The 22,255-nt window shown below is 35.1% G+C and carries 21 protein-coding genes and 1 other RNA gene; 16 read left to right on the top strand and 6 right to left on the bottom strand.

Features of this window, described 5'->3' with window-relative positions:
• The first annotated feature begins 8 nt into the window (after positions 1–8).
• The 5 genes from ACS3UD_RS11980 to mnmH all read left to right on the top strand — a co-directional run bounded on the left by ACS3UD_RS11980 (position 9) and on the right by mnmH (position 6,174).
• Positions 9–1,850 carry a sensor histidine kinase gene (locus ACS3UD_RS11980; protein WP_308139389.1) on the top strand — a complete coding sequence of 614 codons (1,842 nt, stop codon included), beginning with the start codon at positions 9–11 and terminating at the stop codon, positions 1,848–1,850.
• 1 nt (position 1,851) lies between these two features.
• Complete coding sequence (locus ACS3UD_RS11975) at positions 1,852–3,177, top strand: sigma-54-dependent transcriptional regulator (RefSeq protein WP_308139390.1); 1,326 nt, start codon at positions 1,852–1,854, stop codon at positions 3,175–3,177.
• Positions 3,178–3,201: 24 nt separating this feature from the next.
• A complete protein-coding gene (locus ACS3UD_RS11970) occupies positions 3,202–4,437 on the top strand; it encodes a molybdopterin molybdotransferase MoeA (RefSeq protein ID WP_308139391.1) in 1,236 nt (411 codons plus the stop codon).
• A complete protein-coding gene (gene mobB, locus ACS3UD_RS11965) occupies positions 4,434–4,925 on the top strand; it encodes a molybdopterin-guanine dinucleotide biosynthesis protein B (protein WP_308139392.1) in 492 nt (163 codons plus the stop codon). Before ACS3UD_RS11970 ends, mobB begins: the two co-directional genes overlap by 4 nt.
• 211 nt (positions 4,926–5,136) lie before the next feature.
• Positions 5,137–6,174 (top strand): tRNA 2-selenouridine(34) synthase MnmH, encoded by a 1,038-nt coding sequence (gene mnmH / locus ACS3UD_RS11960; RefSeq protein WP_308139393.1) that lies wholly within the window; start codon positions 5,137–5,139, stop codon positions 6,172–6,174.
• Between the two features lie 12 nt (positions 6,175–6,186).
• Here the strand turns inward: mnmH and ACS3UD_RS11955 are convergent, their stop codons facing one another.
• On the bottom strand, positions 6,187–6,726 hold the full coding sequence (locus ACS3UD_RS11955; RefSeq protein WP_308139394.1) for a GNAT family N-acetyltransferase: 540 nt from the start codon (positions 6,724–6,726) through the stop codon (positions 6,187–6,189).
• Positions 6,727–6,979: 253 nt separating this feature from the next.
• Here ACS3UD_RS11955 and ACS3UD_RS11950 point away from each other — a divergent pair, with 253 nt between their 5' ends.
• From ACS3UD_RS11950 to ACS3UD_RS11940, 3 genes are all read left to right on the top strand, one after another.
• The gene (locus tag ACS3UD_RS11950) at positions 6,980–7,633 is read left to right on the top strand and encodes a thymidine kinase (protein ID WP_440977624.1); all 654 of its coding nucleotides are present in this window, start codon (positions 6,980–6,982) and stop codon (positions 7,631–7,633) included.
• Between the two features lie 75 nt (positions 7,634–7,708).
• On the top strand, positions 7,709–7,981 hold the full coding sequence (locus ACS3UD_RS11945; protein ID WP_308139396.1) for a YaaL family protein: 273 nt from the start codon (positions 7,709–7,711) through the stop codon (positions 7,979–7,981).
• 230 nt (positions 7,982–8,211) lie between these two features.
• Positions 8,212–9,231, top strand: a complete 1,020-nt coding sequence (locus ACS3UD_RS11940) for an acyltransferase (protein ID WP_308139397.1) — start codon at positions 8,212–8,214, stop codon at positions 9,229–9,231.
• Positions 9,232–9,268: 37 nt separating this feature from the next.
• Here ACS3UD_RS11940 and ACS3UD_RS11935 read toward each other — a convergent pair whose 3' ends face one another.
• Positions 9,269–9,832, bottom strand: a complete 564-nt coding sequence (locus tag ACS3UD_RS11935) for a hydrolase (RefSeq protein WP_308139398.1) — start codon at positions 9,830–9,832, stop codon at positions 9,269–9,271.
• A 280-nt stretch (positions 9,833–10,112) separates the two neighbouring features.
• Between ACS3UD_RS11935 and ACS3UD_RS11930 the strand changes: the two genes are divergently transcribed.
• From ACS3UD_RS11930 to ACS3UD_RS11915, 4 genes are all read left to right on the top strand, one after another.
• On the top strand, positions 10,113–11,189 hold the full coding sequence (locus ACS3UD_RS11930; RefSeq protein ID WP_308139399.1) for a hypothetical protein: 1,077 nt from the start codon (positions 10,113–10,115) through the stop codon (positions 11,187–11,189).
• Positions 11,190–11,333: 144 nt separating this feature from the next.
• Positions 11,334–11,595, top strand: an RNA gene (gene ffs, locus ACS3UD_RS11925) — signal recognition particle sRNA large type.
• 392 nt (positions 11,596–11,987) lie between these two features.
• The gene (locus ACS3UD_RS11920) at positions 11,988–13,154 is read left to right on the top strand and encodes a hypothetical protein (RefSeq protein WP_308139400.1); all 1,167 of its coding nucleotides are present in this window, start codon (positions 11,988–11,990) and stop codon (positions 13,152–13,154) included.
• A gap of 27 nt (positions 13,155–13,181) precedes the next feature.
• Positions 13,182–14,354: a M20 family metallopeptidase gene (locus ACS3UD_RS11915; RefSeq protein WP_308139401.1), complete on the top strand. Its 1,173-nt coding sequence runs from the start codon at positions 13,182–13,184 to the stop codon at positions 14,352–14,354.
• 68 nt (positions 14,355–14,422) lie between these two features.
• On the opposite strand, the gene ACS3UD_RS11910 is transcribed toward ACS3UD_RS11915, so the two are convergent.
• Positions 14,423–15,625 (bottom strand): M20 metallopeptidase family protein, encoded by a 1,203-nt coding sequence (locus tag ACS3UD_RS11910; protein WP_308139402.1) that lies wholly within the window; start codon positions 15,623–15,625, stop codon positions 14,423–14,425.
• A 269-nt stretch (positions 15,626–15,894) separates the two neighbouring features.
• Here ACS3UD_RS11910 and ACS3UD_RS11905 point away from each other — a divergent pair, with 269 nt between their 5' ends.
• The gene (locus tag ACS3UD_RS11905) at positions 15,895–16,413 is read left to right on the top strand and encodes an ECF transporter S component (protein ID WP_308139403.1); all 519 of its coding nucleotides are present in this window, start codon (positions 15,895–15,897) and stop codon (positions 16,411–16,413) included.
• Between the two features lie 39 nt (positions 16,414–16,452).
• Here the strand turns inward: ACS3UD_RS11905 and ACS3UD_RS11900 are convergent, their stop codons facing one another.
• Together ACS3UD_RS11900 and ACS3UD_RS11895 are read right to left on the bottom strand one after the other, a co-directional pair.
• Positions 16,453–16,845, bottom strand: a complete 393-nt coding sequence (locus tag ACS3UD_RS11900; RefSeq protein ID WP_308139404.1) for a hypothetical protein — start codon at positions 16,843–16,845, stop codon at positions 16,453–16,455.
• A gap of 17 nt (positions 16,846–16,862) precedes the next feature.
• A complete protein-coding gene (locus ACS3UD_RS11895) occupies positions 16,863–18,239 on the bottom strand; it encodes a GerMN domain-containing protein (protein ID WP_308139405.1) in 1,377 nt (458 codons plus the stop codon).
• Between the two features lie 161 nt (positions 18,240–18,400).
• On the opposite strand from ACS3UD_RS11895, the gene ACS3UD_RS11890 reads away from it, so the two are divergent.
• Both ACS3UD_RS11890 and ACS3UD_RS11885 read left to right on the top strand, forming a co-directional pair.
• A complete protein-coding gene (locus ACS3UD_RS11890; RefSeq protein WP_308139406.1) occupies positions 18,401–18,706 on the top strand; it encodes a hypothetical protein in 306 nt (101 codons plus the stop codon).
• Between the two features lie 60 nt (positions 18,707–18,766).
• Positions 18,767–18,976, top strand: a complete 210-nt coding sequence (locus tag ACS3UD_RS11885; RefSeq protein ID WP_308139407.1) for a hypothetical protein — start codon at positions 18,767–18,769, stop codon at positions 18,974–18,976.
• 115 nt (positions 18,977–19,091) lie between these two features.
• Here the strand turns inward: ACS3UD_RS11885 and ACS3UD_RS11880 are convergent, their stop codons facing one another.
• On the bottom strand, positions 19,092–21,071 hold the full coding sequence (locus ACS3UD_RS11880) for an alpha/beta hydrolase family protein (RefSeq protein ID WP_308139408.1): 1,980 nt from the start codon (positions 21,069–21,071) through the stop codon (positions 19,092–19,094).
• 142 nt (positions 21,072–21,213) lie between these two features.
• Here ACS3UD_RS11880 and ACS3UD_RS11875 point away from each other — a divergent pair, with 142 nt between their 5' ends.
• Positions 21,214–22,248 carry a M42 family metallopeptidase gene (locus ACS3UD_RS11875; RefSeq protein ID WP_308139409.1) on the top strand — a complete coding sequence of 345 codons (1,035 nt, stop codon included), beginning with the start codon at positions 21,214–21,216 and terminating at the stop codon, positions 22,246–22,248.
• Positions 22,249–22,255 lie beyond the last annotated feature (7 nt).

The raw sequence follows: 22,255 nt of genomic DNA, 5'->3' as shown, positions 1-22,255 counted from the left end.
TGGTGATTATGAATAAAAAAATTTTAGTGAGTATAAAGTTAAAGCTTGTGTTAATGATTGTGTCGGTATCTGTAATTCCTTTAGTTTTTTTATCATACATCAATATTAAGACTCTGAAAAATGAGGTAAAGGTATCTATACACAAGGGACACGAGCTGGCGGCATCAAGAATATCTCAGACTATTGTGGAGATGGTGAAGACCACACAAGAATCGATGCAAGCGGTGGCTTTGACTAATCCTGAATTGTTCAAGCCTGACAACGGGGTAAACAGAGAAGATATTATATATAGAATGTTTAAGAGATATGAACATTTAGAGGAAATGTCCATGATTTCTAAAAATGGACTGGAACTTGCAAAAATTTCAAAAAGGCATGTTATTTCTCTAGATGAGTTAAATGATATTTCTAATGAGGACAAGTTTAAAGTGCTGGAAAAAGGCAGTTTGTACATAGGCGAGCCAAAAATGGATGCGGACAAACAAGTGGTTTTTGAACTTGGCGTACCCATAGGCGGAGGAGACGAGTATTTGTCAGGTGCTATTACAGCTAAAATAAGCCTTCGCCAGATAATGAATAAAATTAATTCCACAAAAGGTGAAGAAGGAAGCTATATATTTCTAATAGATGAAAACGGAGCTTTAATAGGGCACTCAGATTATAACCAGGTAATGAGAGGTCAGGATGTTACAAAAAGCGAAGGGGTAAAGAAACTTCTTGAAAATAAAAAAGAATTTAAAAGTGGCATTAAAGATATTAACTTTGACAGCAAAGTATATGAATCTTATTCAGGCCAAAAGGTACTGGGGGTATATGGGTTAATCCCCATAGTTAATTGGGGAATTGTTGTGGAACATCCGTTGGATAAAGTTTATATGACAATAAGGCAAATGATTGCCAAGATATTGGTAACATTGTTGTTGACGTTGATTTTTACCGGAATGGCAGTGGTGTGTTTAATTAATATTTTTATGAAATCCATAAATGAAATTGAAAAAGGAGTTAATTCAGTTAAAAGTGGAAATTTTGACTATAAAATTCCAAAGCAAAGCAATGATGAGATAGGTGCAATAATTGATGCATTTAACAATATGACGGATGAGATAAAAAGAAAGAAAGAAAATGAAAAGCTTATTATTTCAGCTGAAAAAAGGGCGGCGATAGGTACTTTAGCTGCCGGTGTGGCCCATGAGATAAATAATCCCATGAACAACCTTGGATTTTACACTTCAGATTTGCTTGAAAGACTTGAAACGGAAGATATCAATGAATTATATGAAGGTAAAACTATACAGAACTATCTTGAAATAATGAAAGAACAAATTGAAAGGTGTTCTTCAATTACTCATAATTTGCTGAAAATTTCAAGGGAATCTGCTGTCAATATCAAACCAGTAAATATATATGCAACAATTAAGGATATATTGAAACTCATGGAGCACAGAATTAAGAAACAAAACATATCTGTGAAGATTGACTTGCATGCACCAAGGCCTGTTGTTATGTCAGATGAGTCGCAAATACAGCAAATGCTTTTGAACATAATTACAAATGCATTGGATGCAATGGAGAAAAAAGGAACTCTAAGAATCAGCATAGAAAATTTTCATAATGATGATACCTTGCTTATAAAAGTAAGGGATACGGGATATGGAATCAAGGATGAAGATAAAGATAAAATATTTGATCCTTTCTATACAACTAAGCCTGTAGGAAAAGGAACAGGATTGGGACTTTCAATAAGCCAGGTAATTATTGAAAGAATGAGGGGCACTATAGAAATACACAGCGAAGAAAATATCGGTACGGTAATATATATAAAGCTTCCTGTTGCAAAAGAGGTGGATTAAAATGAACAGCTTCAGATTGCTGATAGTAGATGATGAGGAGAAATTCGTAGAGCTGTTGAGAGACAGATTGAGAAGGAAGGGCTTGTATGTTCAGGCAGCAACATCCGGAATAGATGCGGTAGAACTGATACAACAGGAAGAATTTGATGTTGGGCTGTTTGATATTATGATGGATAAAATGGACGGACTTAGGCTTCTGGAAGAAGCTAAAAGAATTCAACCTGACATGGAAGTAATTATGCTTACGGGCTATGGTACTGTGGAGACCGCTATAAGAGCTATGAAGAACGGAGCTTATGATTATCTTTCAAAACCGATAAACCCCACCAAACTTGATTTGGTATTGGAAAGAGCTTCGGAAAAAAAGAAGCTCAAGGGATACAATAATAATCTCGTCGAAAACATAAAAATTATTAATAACAAAAGAGAGATAATAGGAGAATCTAGGTTGATAGCAAACCTTAGATACATGATAGATAAAGTTGCTGATAGCAATCTTCCGGTGCTTATATTGGGTGAAAGTGGCACTGGCAAAGATTTGGTGGCAAATGAATTGCACTGTAAAAGCATGAGAAAGGACAAGCCGTTTATTCCAATAAACGCTGGGGCTATCCCCAATGATCTTCTGGAGTCTGAATTGTTCGGACATGTTAAGGGTGCTTTCACAGGAGCACACACAAATAAAAAAGGTCTTGTTGAAATAGCCGACGAAGGAACTCTTTTTTTGGACGAAATAGGTGATATGGAACTTGGCCTGCAGAAAAAGCTTCTAAGATTTTTGGATACAGGTGAATTCAGACCTGTGGGGGGCACAATGGTTAAAAGAACCTCTGTAAGGGTTGTGACGGCTACAAATAAAAATTTGGAGGAAGCTATTGAAAAGGGCAAGTTTAGACAAGACTTGTTATACAGGTTAAGTGTTATTACCATACATGTTCCACCATTAAGGGAAAGAGGTGGAGATGTATTACTTTTAGCGGAGTATTATTTGAAAAAATCACCGGATTTAAAAGAACTGACAGAAGAAGCAAAAGATTTTCTGCTTAGCTATAGCTTCCCTGGAAATGTAAGAGAACTGATTAATTTTATCGACAGAGGGATCTTGCTTTCAAAGGATAATAAAATACATTCTGGTGACTTATATACGAAAGCGCTGATGCCAGAGCAGCAATCCGGCGATAAAATGACTTTGGGTGATATAGAAAAACAGCATATTATAGAGGTGCTGAATTCAACAAACTGGGATAAGCCAAAGGCAGCTAAAATATTAAAAATTGGACTTAGAACATTGTACAGAAAAATTGATAAGTATGAAATACATAGGTGACGGCAGTCATAAATGGAGGTTTATATGCAGCAGAATATATCTGTGGAACAAGCAAAATCAATTATTTTAGACGGTAGGGAAAAAACGGACATTATTGAAATCCCTATTTTGGAATCATTGGGGCATGTGCTGGCAAATGATGTGAAATCACACATGGATATGCCGCCTTTTGACAGGTCTCCTTTAGATGGATACGCATTGATGTCTGAAGATACAAAAGATGCAAGTATAGAAAGGCCGGTGGTATTAGATGTAATAGATTATGTTCCGGCAGGATATGTAAGCTCAAAGAAGGTAAAAAATGGTCAGGCAATAAGGATTATGACCGGGGCAAAAATTCCAGAAGGAGCAGATATAGTAATAAAATACGAAGATACAGAATTTACGAAAGAAGATGTGAAAATATTTAGTTATACAAAATCCGGAGCCAATATTGTAAGAAGAGGGGAAGATATAAAGTGCGGAGAAACTGTATTGGCAAAAGGAAAGGTTATTCAACCGGCAGATATAGGGATATTAGCTACGCTGGGAATGAGCAAAGTGCAGGTGTACGCAAAATTAAAAATTGGGATTCTTGCGACTGGGGATGAACTTGTTGAAGTTGATAAAAAACTTGATGAAGGGAAAATAAGGAACAGCAATTCATATACTCTTGCGGCTCAAATAATTAGAAGCGGTGGAGATCCTGAAATATTAGGAATATGCAAGGATGATATCGGCGAAATATCTGAAAAATTAAAAAGTGCTTTAGAAAAATATGACATGATTATAACAACAGGTGGAGTATCTGTTGGAGATGCAGATTTGGTAAAAGAAGCTTTTAAGAAGATAGGGGCAGAAATATTATTTTGGAAAGTGCAAGTAAAACCAGGTTCACCTATTACGGTAGCCAAGTACAATAATAAATTTCTCTTTGGTTTGTCGGGAAATCCGGCTGCTGCCAGCATAACATTTGAACAGTTTGTCCGACCAGCGGTTCTAAGCTTAATGGGAAGAGAAAATGTGGATCTTATTAAAGTGAAGTCTGTTTTAAAGAGTAATTTTAATAAAATTAGAAATCACAGCCGGTATGTAAGGGCAGTTACTTACTATAAAGACGGAGGATTTTTTACATTGTTGCCTGATAAGCACAGCTCCGGAGTTTTATCATCATTGTCTGGTATAAATTCTTTGCTTTTAATAAAGGCAGGGGAAGGCCCTTACAAATCGGGAGACATAATAGAGGTAGAACTGCTAAGTAAGCCAGAGGTAGTAGTATGATACCTGTAATTTCTGTTGTGGGAGCTGAATCAAATGTGGGAAAAACAACGGTTATTTGCAAGATAATAAGGGAGCTTAAATTAAGAAATTATAAAGTCGCAACTATAAAGCATCACAAAGGCGATTTTGATATAGACTATCCTGAAAAGGATACATGGAAACATTATGATTCAGGCGCTGATACGGTTATTATTTCTTCGCCTGTAAAATTAGCACGAATAGAGCGCAGGTCTGAAGAATATAAGCTGGATGAAATTATAAGCGGAATAAGTAACGTTGATATTATTATAACGGAAGGATATAAAACCTGTCATAAGCATAAAATTGAAGTAGCGAGAAAGTGCTTTTCTCAGAAGATAATTTCAAAAGAAACAGAACTGTTTGCAGTTGTAACGGATTTTTATGTTAAAAGTAACATTCCAAGGTTTTCACACGATGATATAAAGGAACTGGTAGATTTAATTGAAGAAAAATTTTTAAATGAATAATGAAAAGTTAGGAGAACAATGGTTTTTAAAGGCATTTTCTCCTTTTTTTATGAATATTTGCGCAAAGAGCAACTGCACTTTAAGTAAATAATCCATAAAGAATATTTGGCTTCGCATAAAAAATATGATAAATTTCTTTAAATAGTATAAAATTATGTTATAATATAATCTTAATTAGACATACATTATACATTAAGGAAAGGAACTTAAATTGAACACAGTAAGTTATAAAGATGCAAAAAATAAATATTTTTTTATTGATGTAAGAAGTCCAGCAGAATATAAAGCCGATACCATAACAGGTTCTGTAAACATACCTTTGCTGAACGATGAAGAAAGAAAAGAGGTTGGTACCACATATGTGCAGGTAGGAAAAACGGAAGCCAAAAGGCTTGGCGTAAAACTTATATCATCGAGACTGCCTGACATATTTGAGCAGGTGCTGGAATTAAAGTTTAAGCATAATAATTTAGCGGCATTCTGTGCAAGGGGAGGCTATAGGAGCTCATTTATATGTGCTTCATTCAGTTCAGTAGGAATTCCGCTGTTTCAGTTGGAAGGAGGATATAAAAGCTACCGCAAAGAGGTGATAAGTTCTATTCCAAAACTGAATGAGAAGACAACATACATTGTATTAAATGGAAATACCGGAGTGGGTAAAACCGATATACTGTACGGATTAAAAAAGCTTGGATGCTCCATACTTGACTTGGAAGGAGCTGCAAACCACAGAGGCTCTATTTTTGGAAGCATAGGTATAGGTGAATGCAATACGCAAAAGAAATTTGAAACAAATATTTACGACCAGTTGGTTGAAGCTGAAGGCAAATATGTATTTGTTGAAGCTGAAAGCCAGAAGATAGGAAAAGTTACACTACCTAAATGCATATCAGAAAAAATGAAACAAGGCATACAAGTGTTTGTTGATGCAGACATGGAACACAGAATAAAAAGCCTTAAAAAAGATTACACTTTAGATGATTCGTGGATTAGTGAATCTATTAAGGCTATGGATTATCTAAAAAGATATATAGCAAGAGAAAAGATTGAAATGCTTAAGCAGGAAGTAATAAAGGGTAACTTTGACAATGTAGCAAGAGAACTTATGGAAAAATATTACGACCCAATGTACAATTTTAAATCAGGCAAATTAAATTATGCTGCGTCATTTCACAACGAAGCAGGCACGGACAATGTGTCAGACAAAATGTTTATGTGGTACAGGGGATTACAAATGTCAACGGTTTAGCAATTATAAGGATTATTCTTTCAGAAATTCTTCCCTCTTTATTGAGTAGAGATTCATAGTTCTATTATCAGGCCAATCAACCTTGTTTTTATACCTTAGCCCGATATAATTCAGAATGTGTTCAGACGCGGTGTTCAATGAATCAACCGCCGCGGATATTTCATCAAAATCTAAATTATTAAATCCATATGAAAGTATTTTTTTAGTGGCTTCTTTAGCATAGCCTTTTTTCCAATAAGGCTTTGCGAATCCGAAGACCATCTCAATACCTCTGATCGCATCACTATGTTTAAAACCGCAGTAGCCAATATATTTATTTGTGTTTTTTTCTATTACAGAAAATACATAATTGCTATTAATTCCGAAAGTATTGATTTTTTTAAAATAACTGCTCAATTCATTTTCATATGACTGCTTTGTTATACCTCCCGTATATTTCATAACATCTCTGTTGCATTTCATCTTTATAACTTCAGGGAAATCATCCATACTGGGATTTTTTATTATAAGTCTTTTAGTTTCTATAAATATATTTTGAATTGGATCTATCATTTTTAAACCTCAAAAACAAGTTTGCTATATTATAAACAAATATAGCAGGTATTGCAATATTAAATTAAGAATTAAATTAATATAAAATTATAGTTATCTATTATTATCCGTTAATGGATATATTTGAAAATATTGTATAAATGGACTATTTGTGTTATAATGTCTTGTTTTGATTGATGGAATTTATTATCAGATGACTGAGAAGTTCATCTGTTCTAAGGAAATTCAGAACTAGGAAGATAGGGAGGACAATATGGCACAGCTTTACTATAGATATAGTACCATGGGTGCGGGAAAAAGCATAGAGGTTCAAAAAGTTGCATTCAATTATGAAGAAAAGGGACAAAATCCGTTGATATTTACATCTGGTTTGGATGACAGATATGCGGAATCAGGAATTGTTGCTTCGCGCATAGGGTTGCAACGAAAAGCGATATCGGTAAATGATGAAATGAATATTTTTGATATTGTAAAGAAATACAATGACCTGTTCAGAGTGGATGCTGTTATAATTGACGAATGTCAATTTTTAAAGAAACATCATATAATGGAACTTACTGACGTTGTCGACGATTTAAATATACCGGTCATGTGTTATGGCTTGAAATCAGATTTTAAAAATGAATTGTTTGAAGGATCATACTGGCTTTTGGCAATGTCTGATAAAATAGAAGAAATTAAAACGGTATGTTGGTGCGGCAAAAAGGCTATCGCCAATGCGCGCCTCATTGACGGAAAGGTTGTTTATGAGGGAGAACAAATTTTTGTCGGTGGAAATGAAAGCTACACAGCCTTGTGCAGAAAGCATTATAAAAAAGGGCTGGTTATGCCGTATCATGAAGAATCCGAAGACTTAATAACAAGATATGAGAGGTTGTCTAAAGAAGAAAAAGACAGCAATGAATAATATATTTTAACATTATGGAATATTATGAATAAAAAGGAATCTCCTGTTTATAATGTAATATAGGAGGTTTTTACTATGAGCAGTATTTCTAAAAATGATAAAAAAATAAAATTAATGAATATCAAAAATATTTTTTACAACTCTAAAGTAAGAAGCAGCAATGATAAAAATGACTTATATGCAAATTTAGAAAGTGCAAGGAAAGAGTGGGAAGAAGCAAAAAATATTTTTGAAAACGTATCAGAGCCTGATTTAGTTGATTATGCTATTTATAATGTAGAAGCAGCTGAAAAGAAATATATCTATTTGTTGAGACAGATAAAAAACGAAGAATCAGCTGCTAATTAAACTTAAAGGTGTAAAAAGGTGTAAACTTTTTGTTTGCGCCGTTATTTTTGCTAATTTAAAGGATGAAGTTATTTTGTTGGAGTATTGATATAGCTTAATTTGGCAATTGTTTACATAAAAAAATATTACCATTTGCAAATGCACCGGGCTCATGTTAAACTAAACGAAAAAAGAATTAGAAAGTATGTGATTAAATGATATCGTCCTTAAGTAAGGCGGAAATTAGTAAAATGAAAGAAGACAAGCTTTATGAACTTGATTACATGAGGTTTATTGCATGTCTTGCGGTAATTATTGTTCATATAACTGCAACGGGAGTGACCGGATACATTCACGGAAGCTTTCCACATATAATGGTATTGATACTAAATAGAAGTTTAAAGTTTACAACACCTATCTTTATTTTTTTGAGCGGTGTTACCAGCTTCTACAGTTATCGAAAAAAAGAATTTAAACTTTTTCAGTTTATAAAAAAAAGGCTGAAGAAGGTTCTTGTAGCATATTTTTTTTGGTGTGTGGTATATTATTTGGCGTATATTAAGTTAGGGTTTTACACGTTTGATATTAAGTTTTTTTCGAAAAACGTGATTTTAGGAACAATGTCATACCACCTTTATTTTGTAATAATAATAGCGCAGATGTACATTGTTGGCCCGATTTTTTATAAATTGCTTAAAAATTCTGATAAAAAGGTTGTCATATTAATTGTATCGGCACTGGTGACGATGCTTTGTGCTGAATTTATCAGATTTAAATATGCGGATAGAATCTTTTTGAAATATATGTTTTTCTATATGCTTGGAATATTTGTGACATTGGAGTATGACAGGTACATGGCATGGATAAATAAGTACAAATTAATAATTACAGCGGGATATGTAGCTGCTTCTGCAGTATACACATATGTTTCGTTCAACGATATGTCCACATATATTTATGCGTGGTTTGTTTTTTCAGTATTTTCAGTTTTCTTTGTATATGTTGTAGGACTTGTTATGAAAAAATACATGGCAAAAATATATAGTTTTATCAAGTTGTTCGGTCAAAGCTCGTACTATATTTATCTAATGCATCCGCTGGTGCTTACAATGGCAATAATGTATGCCGATAGCCATGGAATACTGTCAATTACATCAAGGCTTATTATCTATTCACTGACAGTGATTCCAATAACAATTATATTTTGTCTGGTTTTTACCGCAGCAAAAAACAAAATAAAGAAAAGCAAAAAAGCGGCATTAGCCGCTTAGCTAGCATGAAAGGGTGTTGAAACTTCAACGCTCTTTTTTAATTATTTGAGGCTTTTTCGTACTCTCTCATTGCTAAAATTGTTTGCTGAAATAAATTATCCAGCTCCCATCCAAGCATTTCGGCTCCCTGTTTAATTGCATCTCTTGAACATCCGGCAGCAAAGCTTGAGGTTTTGAATTTTTTCTTTAATGATTTTAATCCCAGATCTGATACGCTTTTTGAAGGCCTCATTAATGCTACAGCCCCTATTAAACCTGTAAGTTCATCAATGGCAAACAGAACTTTTTCCATTTGGTGTTCAGGTTTTGCGGTTGTTTCAGTCAGTCCGTAACCGTGGCTTGCTACGGCATGTATGATTTTTTCATCAATTCCTTTTTCGGCCATTATTTCCTGAACCTTTACGCAATGTTCCTCAGGATACATTTCAAAGTCCAAGTCATGCAGAAGTCCTACTATTCCCCAAAATTCTGCTTCATCTTCATAACCTAAATTCTTGGCAAAATACTCCATTACAAAACCTACGGTTTCGGCATGCTGTAAATGAAATTCTTCCTTATTATATTCCTTAAGTAATTTCCAGGCTTCTTCTTTTGTAATCATTTTAGTTCCTCCTTAATTATTAATTATATAAATTTAATTTTAACTTATCATACAAAATATGTCCATAATTTTTATAAGGTTATATATTATATTTCTGCATATAGCTTATTTATTAGAAATACAGGAAAATTTTAAGCTATGTATATATGAAGTTAGGTCAAACTAATAATGGAAATAAATAGCCGTTGACTACATAAAAACATTTTGTTAAAATCGTACATAATAAAAAGATATAAACAACTGTTTATATATGAAACTTTTTTAATATATGGAGGGAAAAATGAAAAAATTAATAGCGATATTATTAGTTCTGCTGATGTCATTATTTGCATTTGCAGGATGCACTAAAGAAGAACCAAAAGAGGAAAATCCAATTATTGAGGAACCGACTAACGAGGAATCAGGAGACAAAGAGGTTTTGGCGGAAAATGCTGTTAAAACCGGCTTAGCAGTTGTAACTTCAGTAGCAAAATCAAAAGATGCAACAGCTGATGCAGAGGGCTTAGGACAATCTGACTCTGTGGTAGTTGCTGTTACAGTTGATAAAGATGGAAAAGTTGTTAAGGCTGCTATTGATACTGCACAAACTAAGATAAATTTTTCAGCAGATGGAAAGATTACTTCTGACCTGACTGCTGTGTATAAATCTAAACAGGAACTTAAAGAAGAATACGGAATGAAAGGCGCGTCTTCTTTAGAAAAGGAATGGTACGAGCAAGCAAATGCCCTTGCTGATTATTTTGTCGGAAAGACCACAGAAGAAATAAAAGCGATACCGACTGATGATGCAGGTGTTACAACTGATGCTGATTTGGTTTCTTCAGTAACGATTAAAATTAATGATTACAAAGCAGCGGCTGAAAAGGCTATAGCTAGTGCTCAAGATTTAGGAGCAACGGATGAAGATACCTTAGGATTAGGTGTTTTGACAACTGTAGCAAAATCAAAAGATGCAGCTGCAGATGCTGAGGGACAGACTCAGGCTTATTCAACATATGCTGCAACTACATTTGATGCAGAAGGAAAGATTACAAGCTCAATTATTGATTCATCACAGGCTACTGTTAAGTTTGATTCTGAAGGAAAAATAACTTCTGATATAACTGCACCTGTAAAGACTAAGGTTGAGTTGGGAGATGAATACGGAATGAAAGGCGCATCTCAAATTAAAAAAGAATGGTTTGAACAGGCAGAGGCCTTTTCAGAATATACCATAGGAAAAACTGCTGAAGAAGTGGCAGGGACTGAAGTGGATGAAGAGGGAACCGCAACTGATGCAGATTTGGTATCATCAGTAACAATTGGAATTGAAGGATTTCTTGAAGTAATTGCTAAATCTGCAGCCAACGCAAAATAAATAGACATTATTAAAGCTTCGATGTTTAACATCGAAGCTTTAGTTTTTGTACAAACAAAAAGGTTTTTTGAATCTTAAGGTAAACTATTCACTTACAAATTATTTACATTGACATAAAAATTTATTTATGTTATTATTCTTATGCTGTGCTACATGGGGAGGTAGCGGTGCCCTGTACTTGCAATCCGCTGTAGCAAGGTGGAATTCCCTCTCTAGGCTTATATTGTGAGGGCTGACTTTTTTAAGTGGCGTTGATAACCCGGTCTCGTGCAATGAGACCCCGTGAACCCTGTCAGGTCCGGAAGGAAGCAGCAGTAAGCGGATCGTCTCGTGTGACGCGAGGGCGCCGGGTTAGAGTTAACTGTAAGAGTACGCTTGTGATATAATGTCGAAAGAGGGTGCACAGCACTTTATTAATAAAATAAGTAATTTTATGACCATAAGGCAGAAATGCATATGGTTTTTTTATTTTATAGCGACATTGGGTAGGTTTGTGATTGTAATATGTACATATGGTTGAGTTAAAATCAAATAACAATACAAAAACTTTAAAAAATATAATTTTTCTATTGATGTTTTTATACAAGTGGTGATATAATGTGACTCAATATATTTTAAATTAAATCATGTGATTTCAATGCTTGTGTACGCTTAATAAAGTCATGGAAATGTTATCTGCACTAAAATTGAGTACAATTTTATTAAAGGTGCTCGTAATATTATGCATTATATATGCGAACAAAATAAAGTGATATTTATTGATGCACATACAAGAAGAAACACAAAAGGAGGAATATTATGAATGGTTTAGTAGCACTTTTAGTAGTTTTTGTTGCATTTGCTGTTGGGGATTTTGTATCATATAAGACAAAAGCAACATTTTCAATGCTGTTTACAACAGCGATAATTTTTCTTGTGGCGTTTTGGTTAGGACTTCCGGCTACAGTTTTTAGTGATTCTGGTCTTTTAACAGTAGGAATACTTACTATGTCACTGTTGCTTGTTAACATGGGTACATTAATAAGTCTGAATGAATTGGCTAAACAGTGGAAAACAGTGTTGATAGCAATATCAGCAGTTGTAGGAATTGGAGTTTTTGTATATATGGTAGGCGGAATTGTTTTTGGGAAGCAAATGGCAGCGGCAGCAGCTCCGCCAATTTCAGGCGGTGTTGTAGCTGCATTGATTGTAAGTGAAGTGGCAAAGGCTAAAGCACTTGAAAGTGTTGCCGTGTTTGCTACACTTTTACTAGTTACACAAACTTTCTTTGGAACGCCGGTTGCATCATATTGCTTAAAAAAAGAAGCGAGAATAGTTCTTGACAACCACAGTGTTAATGCGGAATCAGAAAAAAAAGAAGACTCTATAGAAGAAGGAAAGAAGAAATTAATTCCTGAATTAAAAAAAGAACTTCGCACAAATTCACTGCTGCTTGCAAAACTTGCTTTAGTAGCATTTTTGGCTACAAAGGTATCGGAGTTGACAAACGGTACGATCAATGCACTTATAGTTTGCTTAATATTTGGTGTTATTGCAAGCGAAATTGGATTCCTTGAAAAGGATCCTATGACCATGGCAAATTCACAGGGATTTGTTATGATAGCTCTGCTGACTGTCATATTTAACAATCTTTCATCAGCAACTCCGCAAATGCTGATGTCATTGATTGGTCCGATACTTGGATGCCTGTTGCTGGGTGTTATAGGATTCAGCATATTTGCAGGAGTTGTTGGTAAGATACTGGGCATGGACATATATATGTCTATTGCTATTGGGGCATCTGCTTTATTTGGATTCCCAGGAACATTTATAATTCCTAATGAGGTTGCTTCGGTGGTTGGTAAAAATGAGGAAGAGAAGAATATTATTCTGGAGGAAATACTTCCAAAAATGATAATTGCAGGCTTTGTCACAGTATCTATAGCTTCTGTTGGCCTTGCCGGAGTAATGTCAAAATTAATATAAACAACATTTGAATAAAAGGAGTATGAAATGAATATACAGGAACTTTCAAAAAAATATGCGCAGTATGTAGTTAATATGAGAAGAGAATTTCATATGAATCCTGAAATAAGCATGCATGAGGAAAGAACAGCACGAAGGATAGCAGAGGAGCTGACAAAGATGGGCATACCATGCAAACCAATTGCAGGGACAGGTGTGCTGGGTATAATAAAGGGCAATCATGAAGGAAAAACAATAGCTTTGAGAGCTGATATCGATGCTCTAGAAATTACTGAAAAGAACAATGTCGAATATAAATCCCAAACTGACGGCGTGATGCATGCATGCGGCCATGACTGCCATGCGGCTATGCTTCTGGGTGCGGCAGCCATACTTAATGAGATTAAAGATGAAATAAAAGGAACTGTAAAATTGATGTTCCAGCCTGGCGAAGAAGTTGCTCAGGGAGCTAAAAAAATGATAGAAGAAGGGGCTTTAGACGGAGTCGACGAAGTATTCGGAATGCATGTAATGGGCCATCTCCCTGCAGGAAAAATTGCTATAGGAGCAGGAGCAAGAATGGCATCCGCAGATTCTTTCAAAATTACCGTAAAGGGAACTGGTGGTCACGGGTCTATGCCTAACCTTGCAGTTGATGCGCTGCTTGCAGCTTCTGCAATAGTAATGAACTTGCAGTCAATAGCAAGCAGAGAAGTATCGCCGATGGATACTGTTGTTGTAAGTGTTGGAAAACTGATTTCTGGTACAAGGTTTAACATAATTGCCGATGAAGCCGTTATGGAAGGAACAACAAGGTGCTTCAGCTATGAAGTTAGAGATAAGCTTCCGGAAATGATAAAAAGAATAGCAGAATCTACTGCCGCAACTTACAGAGCTAAAGCTGAACTGGAATATAAACTATTAACAGCACCAACTATAAATGATGAAAAGTCTACGGAAAGAGTAGAAAAGTCGATTAAAAAAATAATGTCTGAGGATGCAGTAATAGAGATGCAAAAGATGCCCGGCGCAGAGGATTTTTCAGAGTATCTTGAAAAGGTTCCGGGAACTTTTGTACTGGTTGGGACAGCTAATGAAGCTAAAAACACATGCTTTGCAAACCATCATCCTAACTTTGATGTTGATGAAGATATGCTGCATTACGGATCTGCGCTGTATACACAGTATGCAACTGACTATCTTAATGAAGTTGAAAAGTAAAGCTTGAAATTAAATTTAATACAAAATATCGCCGGATAATATTTTCCGGCGATATTTATTTTAGATATTTATTTGCTTAGTCTCAGCCATTCAATAGCGGTATTGGCATAGACTGCAGAACCTATGTAGAAAACATCCTCATCAAAATTTACCTTTGGATGGTGTTGAGGGTACGGGTATCCTTGCTCAGGAGAGCCTCCGCCTAAAGCCATCATAACTGAAGGAACTCTTTCGCTGATATAACCGAAGTCTTCGGAACCGGTCATTTTCCCTCCTGGGAATGCTGTATCAAATGCTTTGACAGCTTCTTTTCCCAATAAATCTACATTGATTTTATGCACTTGTTCATAGAGCTCTGGGTTGTTATAAACAGAAGGGCATTCCATTCTATATTCAACATTTGCTTCTGCTCTGAAAGTTGAGGCTGTTCCTTTTGAAATTTCAACAACTCTATTTTTCATATGTTCTCTTTCTTTTTCGTCAAATGCCCTGATACTTCCCTGAATAAATGCAGTATCTGGAATTATATTTGACGCATTTCCTCCGTGCATCTGTCCGATAGTAATAACAGTTGTGCTTGAAGGAGGTACTTCTCTTGAAATAATTTCCTGAAGTGAAATATGTATATGAGCAGCTACATTCAGTGGATCCACAGAATTGTTAGGCATTGCCCCATGACCGCCCTTACCTTTAATATCTATATGGAACATGTCTCCTGATGAAGTTACATATCCTCCATTAGGTACAAGCAGAGATCCAGCAGGTACCGGCATGCCGGAAAAGATATGGATCATAATTGCAGCATCCACCTTTGGGTTCTCAAGCACACCTGCTTCAATCATTGATTTTGCTCCAGACAGCTGTTCTTCAGCTGGTTGAAACATGAGCTTAACTGTTCCTTCAAGCTCATCTTCGTGGCTCTTTAAAATTTGAGCAGCTCCAAGCAGCATTGAAGCGTGGACGTCATGGCCGCAGGCATGCATATTTTTTGTTGTTGATTTATATTCAAGCCCATTTTCTTCAAGTATGGGCAGAGCATCCATATCTGCTCTCAATAAAATAGTGGGGCCTTTCTTTTTTCCGCCGGCTAGAGCTACAATTGCTGAATCGGTAATAACCTGAGGTTCATAGCCCATTTCTTTCAGTCTGTTTACTAAATATTCGGAAGTAATCGGCAAGTCATGCCCCAGTTCAGCATTCTGATGCAAATACCTTCTGTCCTTTACTATTACTTCCTGCAGTGTTTTAGCTTCATCTAAAACATTTTTCATTGTATCACCCCTTAGTTTGTCTGATAATTAGCACTTATTATAAAGCATTATCTATAAAAAGTCAAAAACATTTATAAATTTTAATAGTCTTTTTTTATTTGGAAGCATTTTTGCTTTAATTTTCCATTGGGCAGGTAAAGTAGATAGATTTTTATACATATAAAATAAAATACATCTGTACACTATATAAAACAATAAACTGTATCTTTTCAAGGGTACAGATAAGATTATAATTAAGATATAAATAATATTAAAAAGGGAGGTAAAGTATGGAAGATAAGAAAATAAAAGAATTAGTATACACATCTCTGCTTGCGGCATTGGTTTGCGTTGCAACATTTATTATAAAGGTACCTTCGCCTGTAACAAATGGGTATACTCATTTAGGAGATGGATTCATATTTATTGCTGTACTGTTGCTAGGCAAGAAAAATGGAGCGTGGGCAGGAGCAATAGGAGCTTCTTTGGCAGATATTATCGGCGGCTATAGTTTTTATGCAGTACCAACATTTATAATTAAAGGAATAATGGCATTGATCATGGGTACAGTTGCTGAAAAACTGCCTGGAGGAATGAAGCATAAATGGGTTGCAGGAGCTTTAGCGGGAAGTGTATGGCAGATATTTGCCTACTATGTTGTAGGTTCTGTGATGGTTGGAAGCTTTATTTCAACAATAAGCGAAATTCCAGGCAACTCTATCCAATCGGCAGCCGGAATTATTTCTGCTACGTTATTTATGGCGGTGTTTAAACATACACCAATAGGCAGAGATATGTTGGAATGTTAGGTTAAAAAAATGAACCTGTTAATTTATCAGGTTCATTTTTTATGATTTTTGAATGAATTTTGTATGACATTTTTGGCATGTAACTGCTATTTTTCCTCTTCCCCTTGGAACTCTCAGTTCCTGTTTACAATTAGGGCACTTAAAGTATTTATATGATTTATTTGACTTTAAAATGCTGTACTTTGTACTTAGCCAATCTTTTGCGGGATTCCAATAGTGCAGGAATTTTGCGTTTTCTTTTCGTCTTGCAATAATGTTTTTTGACAGTGTTCTATAGATGCTCATTAAAAATGCTGCGTAGGATATTAATGTTAGAAGATCCAGTCTAAAAACATCACCTGTAAATGTTAGAACCATGCCTAATATAATAAGTGCTACAGTGAGCTGGTCTGTGCCATATCTTCCTGTCATAAAATTTCTAAAACCGTTCATTTATTTCTCCTTTACTTTTACTGATTTTCCTGAACAATTTCTGGGTTTATGAAATAAGGAGGATACATAGCCGCAGCTATATCTCTACCATCATCAAACTCTACGAAATTTTTCAGGGGTTCACCGTTAACTGTTATTTTTACGCTGTCAATTCCAGGTATTGTTGTAAAAGTATATACCATAGATTCAATCATCATTTGTCTTAAATCGGGTTTATCTTTGTAAGCATTTAAAAATTCAGATCCAAAGTCTAAAACTAATGTTGAATTCTCAGTTTTTGCTTCTTGCAATGTAATGCTTTCAGGAATCGGACTTATTCCGTATGGTACATCTGAATCTTTGTATGCATCAAATAATTTTTGCGCTTTAAGTTCAATGGAATCTTCTGCCGATATTCCGGTTTTACTCATATCAGTTTCATAATCATATAGGTAGTACCTGCCATCTATTTTGTATGCCATGTAAAGCAGGTAGTTCATTTCTGCATTGGGTAGTAAATTCAAACTTTCGCTTGAAAGTCCATTGAAATAAGTATCTGTTTTTAATCTGTCAACTGTAAAGGTTACACTGTATATTGGCCAATATCTATCAACATCAAAAATTGTTTTTACAAATGCGCTGTATGCAAGGGAAGCATCTTTGCTTCCATCGTTGTATCCTGCGTATGAACTAGGAATGTCAATTACAACGTTGCCGTTATTATATGTTGTGTTTGTAACATTTTTTATAACCGATTCCATACCGTTGTTTACGGGCCCGTTTTGAAGCTGTTCAATCGCCATTCTGGTGATTGATTTGTCCTCTACAACAAAACGGGTAACTGGAATTAATTCATCGGTATATTCGGCAACAAAATATAATGTTAGACCTTTAGTGTTAACGGGGGACTGGCTAGTTGCATGGTAGTACGCTCCGCTGGTATCATAGGTAACATTTATTGATAATGTTGATTTGTCAGAATCCGATATTAGATTTGAATTGAAAACAAATTTATAAATCCCGTCTTCGAGTCCAAGTTTTTTCTGATTGATATCTAATGTCGTCAGTATAGGGTTATCCTTATTGACTGATATTGACATGTTTACAGAAGGAGAAACAAGTTCGAGTCCGCTTATACCATTTTTAACGATTTTATCATTTTTGTAAATATCAAGGGTAAAAATATTATCAGAAACGCTTTTAATTATTTCGTCATTTAAAGAAACATGACTTATAGTAATTGATTCCGGATTCAGTAAATCCTTTTCATCTGATTCCAGGCTCAAAGTCCTTTCTTCCTGTGGAGTTTCTATTTCAATTGTTCCTCTATAATCTATCGGAGAAAGATTAAATAAATAAGTGGATGAAAACAGACCTATTAGGGCTAATACAATAATATTGCTTAATATTTTCATACAGTACCTCGTTTGTCGTTTTATAAAACCATTATATAATATATCATAAAAAAAATAAACATTTTAATAAAATTTAGTTATTAAAATGAAAAAAATATGTAATTAATGGCATATGTATAGTTGGTTTCATATAATAAATAAAAACGGCAGGAGTGATGAAGGTGGGCAGAAGAAATTATGATAGAGATATGTACAGCAAAATGTATGACATAATAGAGCTGATATATATTTTAAACAGATTATCAGAGAAGCCGTATGTGGAAGACAGCTCAAAGCAGTATCTTATAGGTATGCTGAACAATATGGAATCTGTAAAAAGTAATTTTGACAGATATAGATATAAGGATTACGATCCTGGCAACACTCAGATTCACAGTAGTGGATACAGTGGGTACAACTATAAAGGGCAGAGCAGTTTGGGTGATAAAATAATTTTGTTTTTAAAATCATTAAATAATGAACAATAAAGTAACACTTTAATTGTCTTATGAATAATATATATAAAAATTAATTTTAGGAGGTTCTATATGTTTAACAATATATTAGGAGACAATGGGAACAGCTTATTATTCTTCTTCCTGCTTTTGGTAGTTATCGGATGCATGTGCGGAGATGACGGATTGCTGGGCGGAATAGGCGGAATAGGCGATAATGACAGCTTATTATTCTTCTTCCTGTTATTGGTTGTATTGTTCTGCAACTGTGATAGAGTAGGCGGAGCAGGAGATTGCTGCTAATCATTTAACATAGTACATTTTTAAAAAGTCTTCCCGATTATTTTGGGAAGATTTTTGTTTATTGTTAAAAGCTCTCAATAAACAGAGAGCCTTTAACACTATAAATATATAAATTCTACCTCAAATATTTTTCAAACCAGTTTGTCATTTCCTCAAGTCTTTTAACTCTGTGTCGTGGCTTTCCACTTCTGCTCAGTTCATGATTTTCCTCTCTGAACATGCACAGCCGTGCATCAACTCCGTGATATTTTAAGGCGGTAAACATTTGAAGCCCTTCTGCCAGCCAGCAGCGATAATCCTTCTCCGAATGAATAAATAGTGTTGGTGTTACAGCTTGATTGGCATATTTAAGCGGCGAATGAAACCACATTTTTTCCGGGTTATCCCAAGGAGTTGATTGGTTCTGATCGGAATTGAAGTAATATCCTATGTCTGTAGTTCCAAATTTTGAAATCCAATTTGAGATACTTCTTTGTGATACGGCACATTTGAATCTGTCTGTGTGGCCTATAATCCAGTTTGTCATAAATCCGCCGTAAGAGCCTCCTGTTACTCCTATGTTAGATCTGTCTATCTGTGGATATTTTTTAAGCACCAAGTCGGTAAATTTCATTAAATCTTCGTAATCTATGGTTCCGTATTTTCCTCTTATGTCAGCAAATTCATCGCCTCTGCCTTCGCTGCCTCTCGGGTTGCAGAAAAATACAAAATATCCTTCGTTTGCCCAAACCTGCATTTCGTGATAGAAAATTTCGCCGAATACGGTTTTTGGACCGCCGTGTATGTCGAGAATTGCAGGATAGCTCTTGTTTTCATCATAGTTGACAGGTTTCAAGATATAACCTTCTATTTTTGTTCCGTCATTTATAAATTCCATTCTTTCAGGTTTTATTATGTTTTTAGTTTCTGATATCTTTTCATTAAATTTTGTTTTCTGAGTTGACCTGTTGCTTGCATATGTATATATTTCCTGAAGTCTATTTCCCCGGAGGCCTATAAAGACTATTCCCTCGCTACATATGTCAAAACAGTCTATTGACCCGTTATCGGATGTTATTTTTTCAATGGTTCCGTCTAGTGAGAGCTTTTTGATAAAGGAGCTTTTATTTTCGGTTGATACAAAGTACAGGCAGTTATCAAACACTCTGTAATCGGCACCGCCTCCGTAACGGCAGTCTGACCCAACCGAATTGTGCATTCCGAAGTCATGTTCGCATATGAGTTCCGCCTCGCCGTTTCTCAATTTATAGAAGTAAGGATTTTGGTTCAAGCCGTACTTATCCATTGCAGAGGCTGCGAATAAAATTTCGTTACCTACAAATTCCGCAAAATCTATATTAAATTCATCTTCCTCAATTAATAGCATTGCTTTTTCAGAGTATAGATCGTACAAATACAGTTCGTTTGTCAGCTCAAGCTTGTTGGTGTAATTTTGGGACGTATAAAGAACTTTTCCATCTTTAATACCTGTTACTGTAACATTTTCAAACTGTCCTGAAATCGGAACTATATCTTTAGTGCCTTTATCGAATAAGTACAGCCTGTTTCGTTTTTTGTTTATAAATCCCTCTCCGTTTGACCAAAACGGTATTTCATCCAAAATTTCATAATCTTTGTTTTCTTTTATTTTGTCAATTGCTTTATCCTTTTCATCTGACTTGTGTGAATGAAGATTTATGCCATAGTGGTCATATTCTGCTGTAATGAGGAACTTTTCATGGGCTATCTTTTTTATTTCATTGACTTTGAGGGGTATTCTCATGTATTCATAAGCTTCTCCTCCGTTAATGTCAATTGCGTAAAATACAGTCCAATGTTCTCCGTCTTCTGTTTTTTTCTTTAATTTTTCATCACGCATGGATTGAAAAATCAGTGTGGTGTTGTCAAGCCATATAAAAGACTTTTCCTTGTTCATATTGGTAAGTTTTTTGGATTCTCCGGTCAGGCAGTTGTAAGTCCAAATAGTTGAATCGTATTTATTATCGTCGTAATCAGAGGTGTGAACCACAAACGCTGCATGATTTTTATCCGGTGACAGCTCAATCCCCGATAAAAACTTATAATCCAAGAAATCTCTAAGCTTTATGTTTTCCATAATAAACCTCCCTTTAGCGTATATAATTCTAATGATATTATATATTTTAAACCATATGCGTGCAATTATCAATTAAAGTATTGTAAATGTGAAAGGATTAGTAGTATAATTCTATCATAATATTTTTTGGAGGGACAAGTACTTGGAAACTAACATTAAATACACTCTTGAATTGTTGGAGGCAATAATTAGCATACCTAGTCCTACCGGATTTTGTAAGGAGGTTATGCAATATATTGAAAAAAAAGCAGATGAAAGTGAATACAGCATTTCAAGAAATAAAAAAGGTAACAGAATAATTGAAATAGAAGGAATTGACAACAGCTATTGCATAGGAATTCCGGTTCATGTGGATACTTTGGGCGCAATGGTAAGATCAATAAATTCAGACGGTACATTAAAAATTACATCAATAGGCGGAAATATGTTTACAACCCTTGACGGTGAATATTGCAAAATTCATACAAGAACTGGGAAAATATATACTGGAACTATGATTTCGACGTCTCCTTCGGTACATGTATATACTGATGCAAGAAGCAAAGAAAGAACCGAAGAAAATATGATGATAAGGCTTGATGAAAAAGTAAAAAATAAAGAAGATGTACAGAAGCTGGAAATAGGCTCGGGTGATTTTATTTCCATAGATCCGAAGTTTATAATAACGCCTTCAGGTTTTATTAAATCAAGATATCTTGATGACAAGGCAGGAACGGCGTGTGCATTAAGCTTGATGGAAATGTTTAAAAGACTTGGAACAAAACCGAATACTAATGTCAAAATTATAGTTTCATCTTATGAAGAAGTCGGTCATGGATGCTCTAACATACCAGATGATGTAGATGAGCTTGTAGCAATTGATATGGGGTGTATAGGTCTTGATTTATCTTGTACAGAGCATGACGTATCAATTTGTGCCAAGGATAGTTCAGGTCCGTATGATTATGATATTACCAATAAATTAATGGGGATGGCTAAAAAGCATAAATTAAATTATGCAGTAGATATATACCCGATGTATGGCTCGGACGTATCCGCTTCTTTAAAGGGCGGAAATGATATAAGAGGAGCTCTTATCGGTCCGGGGGTTCACGCTTCGCACGGAATGGAAAGAACTCATATTGAAGGTATAGAAAATACTATTAAACTAATTTATGCATATTTGACAGAGCAATAAGATAGAA

The organism is Sedimentibacter sp. LTW-03, from assembly GCF_052059825.1.
Taxonomy (GTDB): domain Bacteria; phylum Bacillota; class Clostridia; order Tissierellales; family Sedimentibacteraceae; genus Sedimentibacter.
The sequence above is the reverse complement of the archived record's forward strand: the minus strand, read 5'-3'. Positions and strand labels throughout refer to the sequence as shown.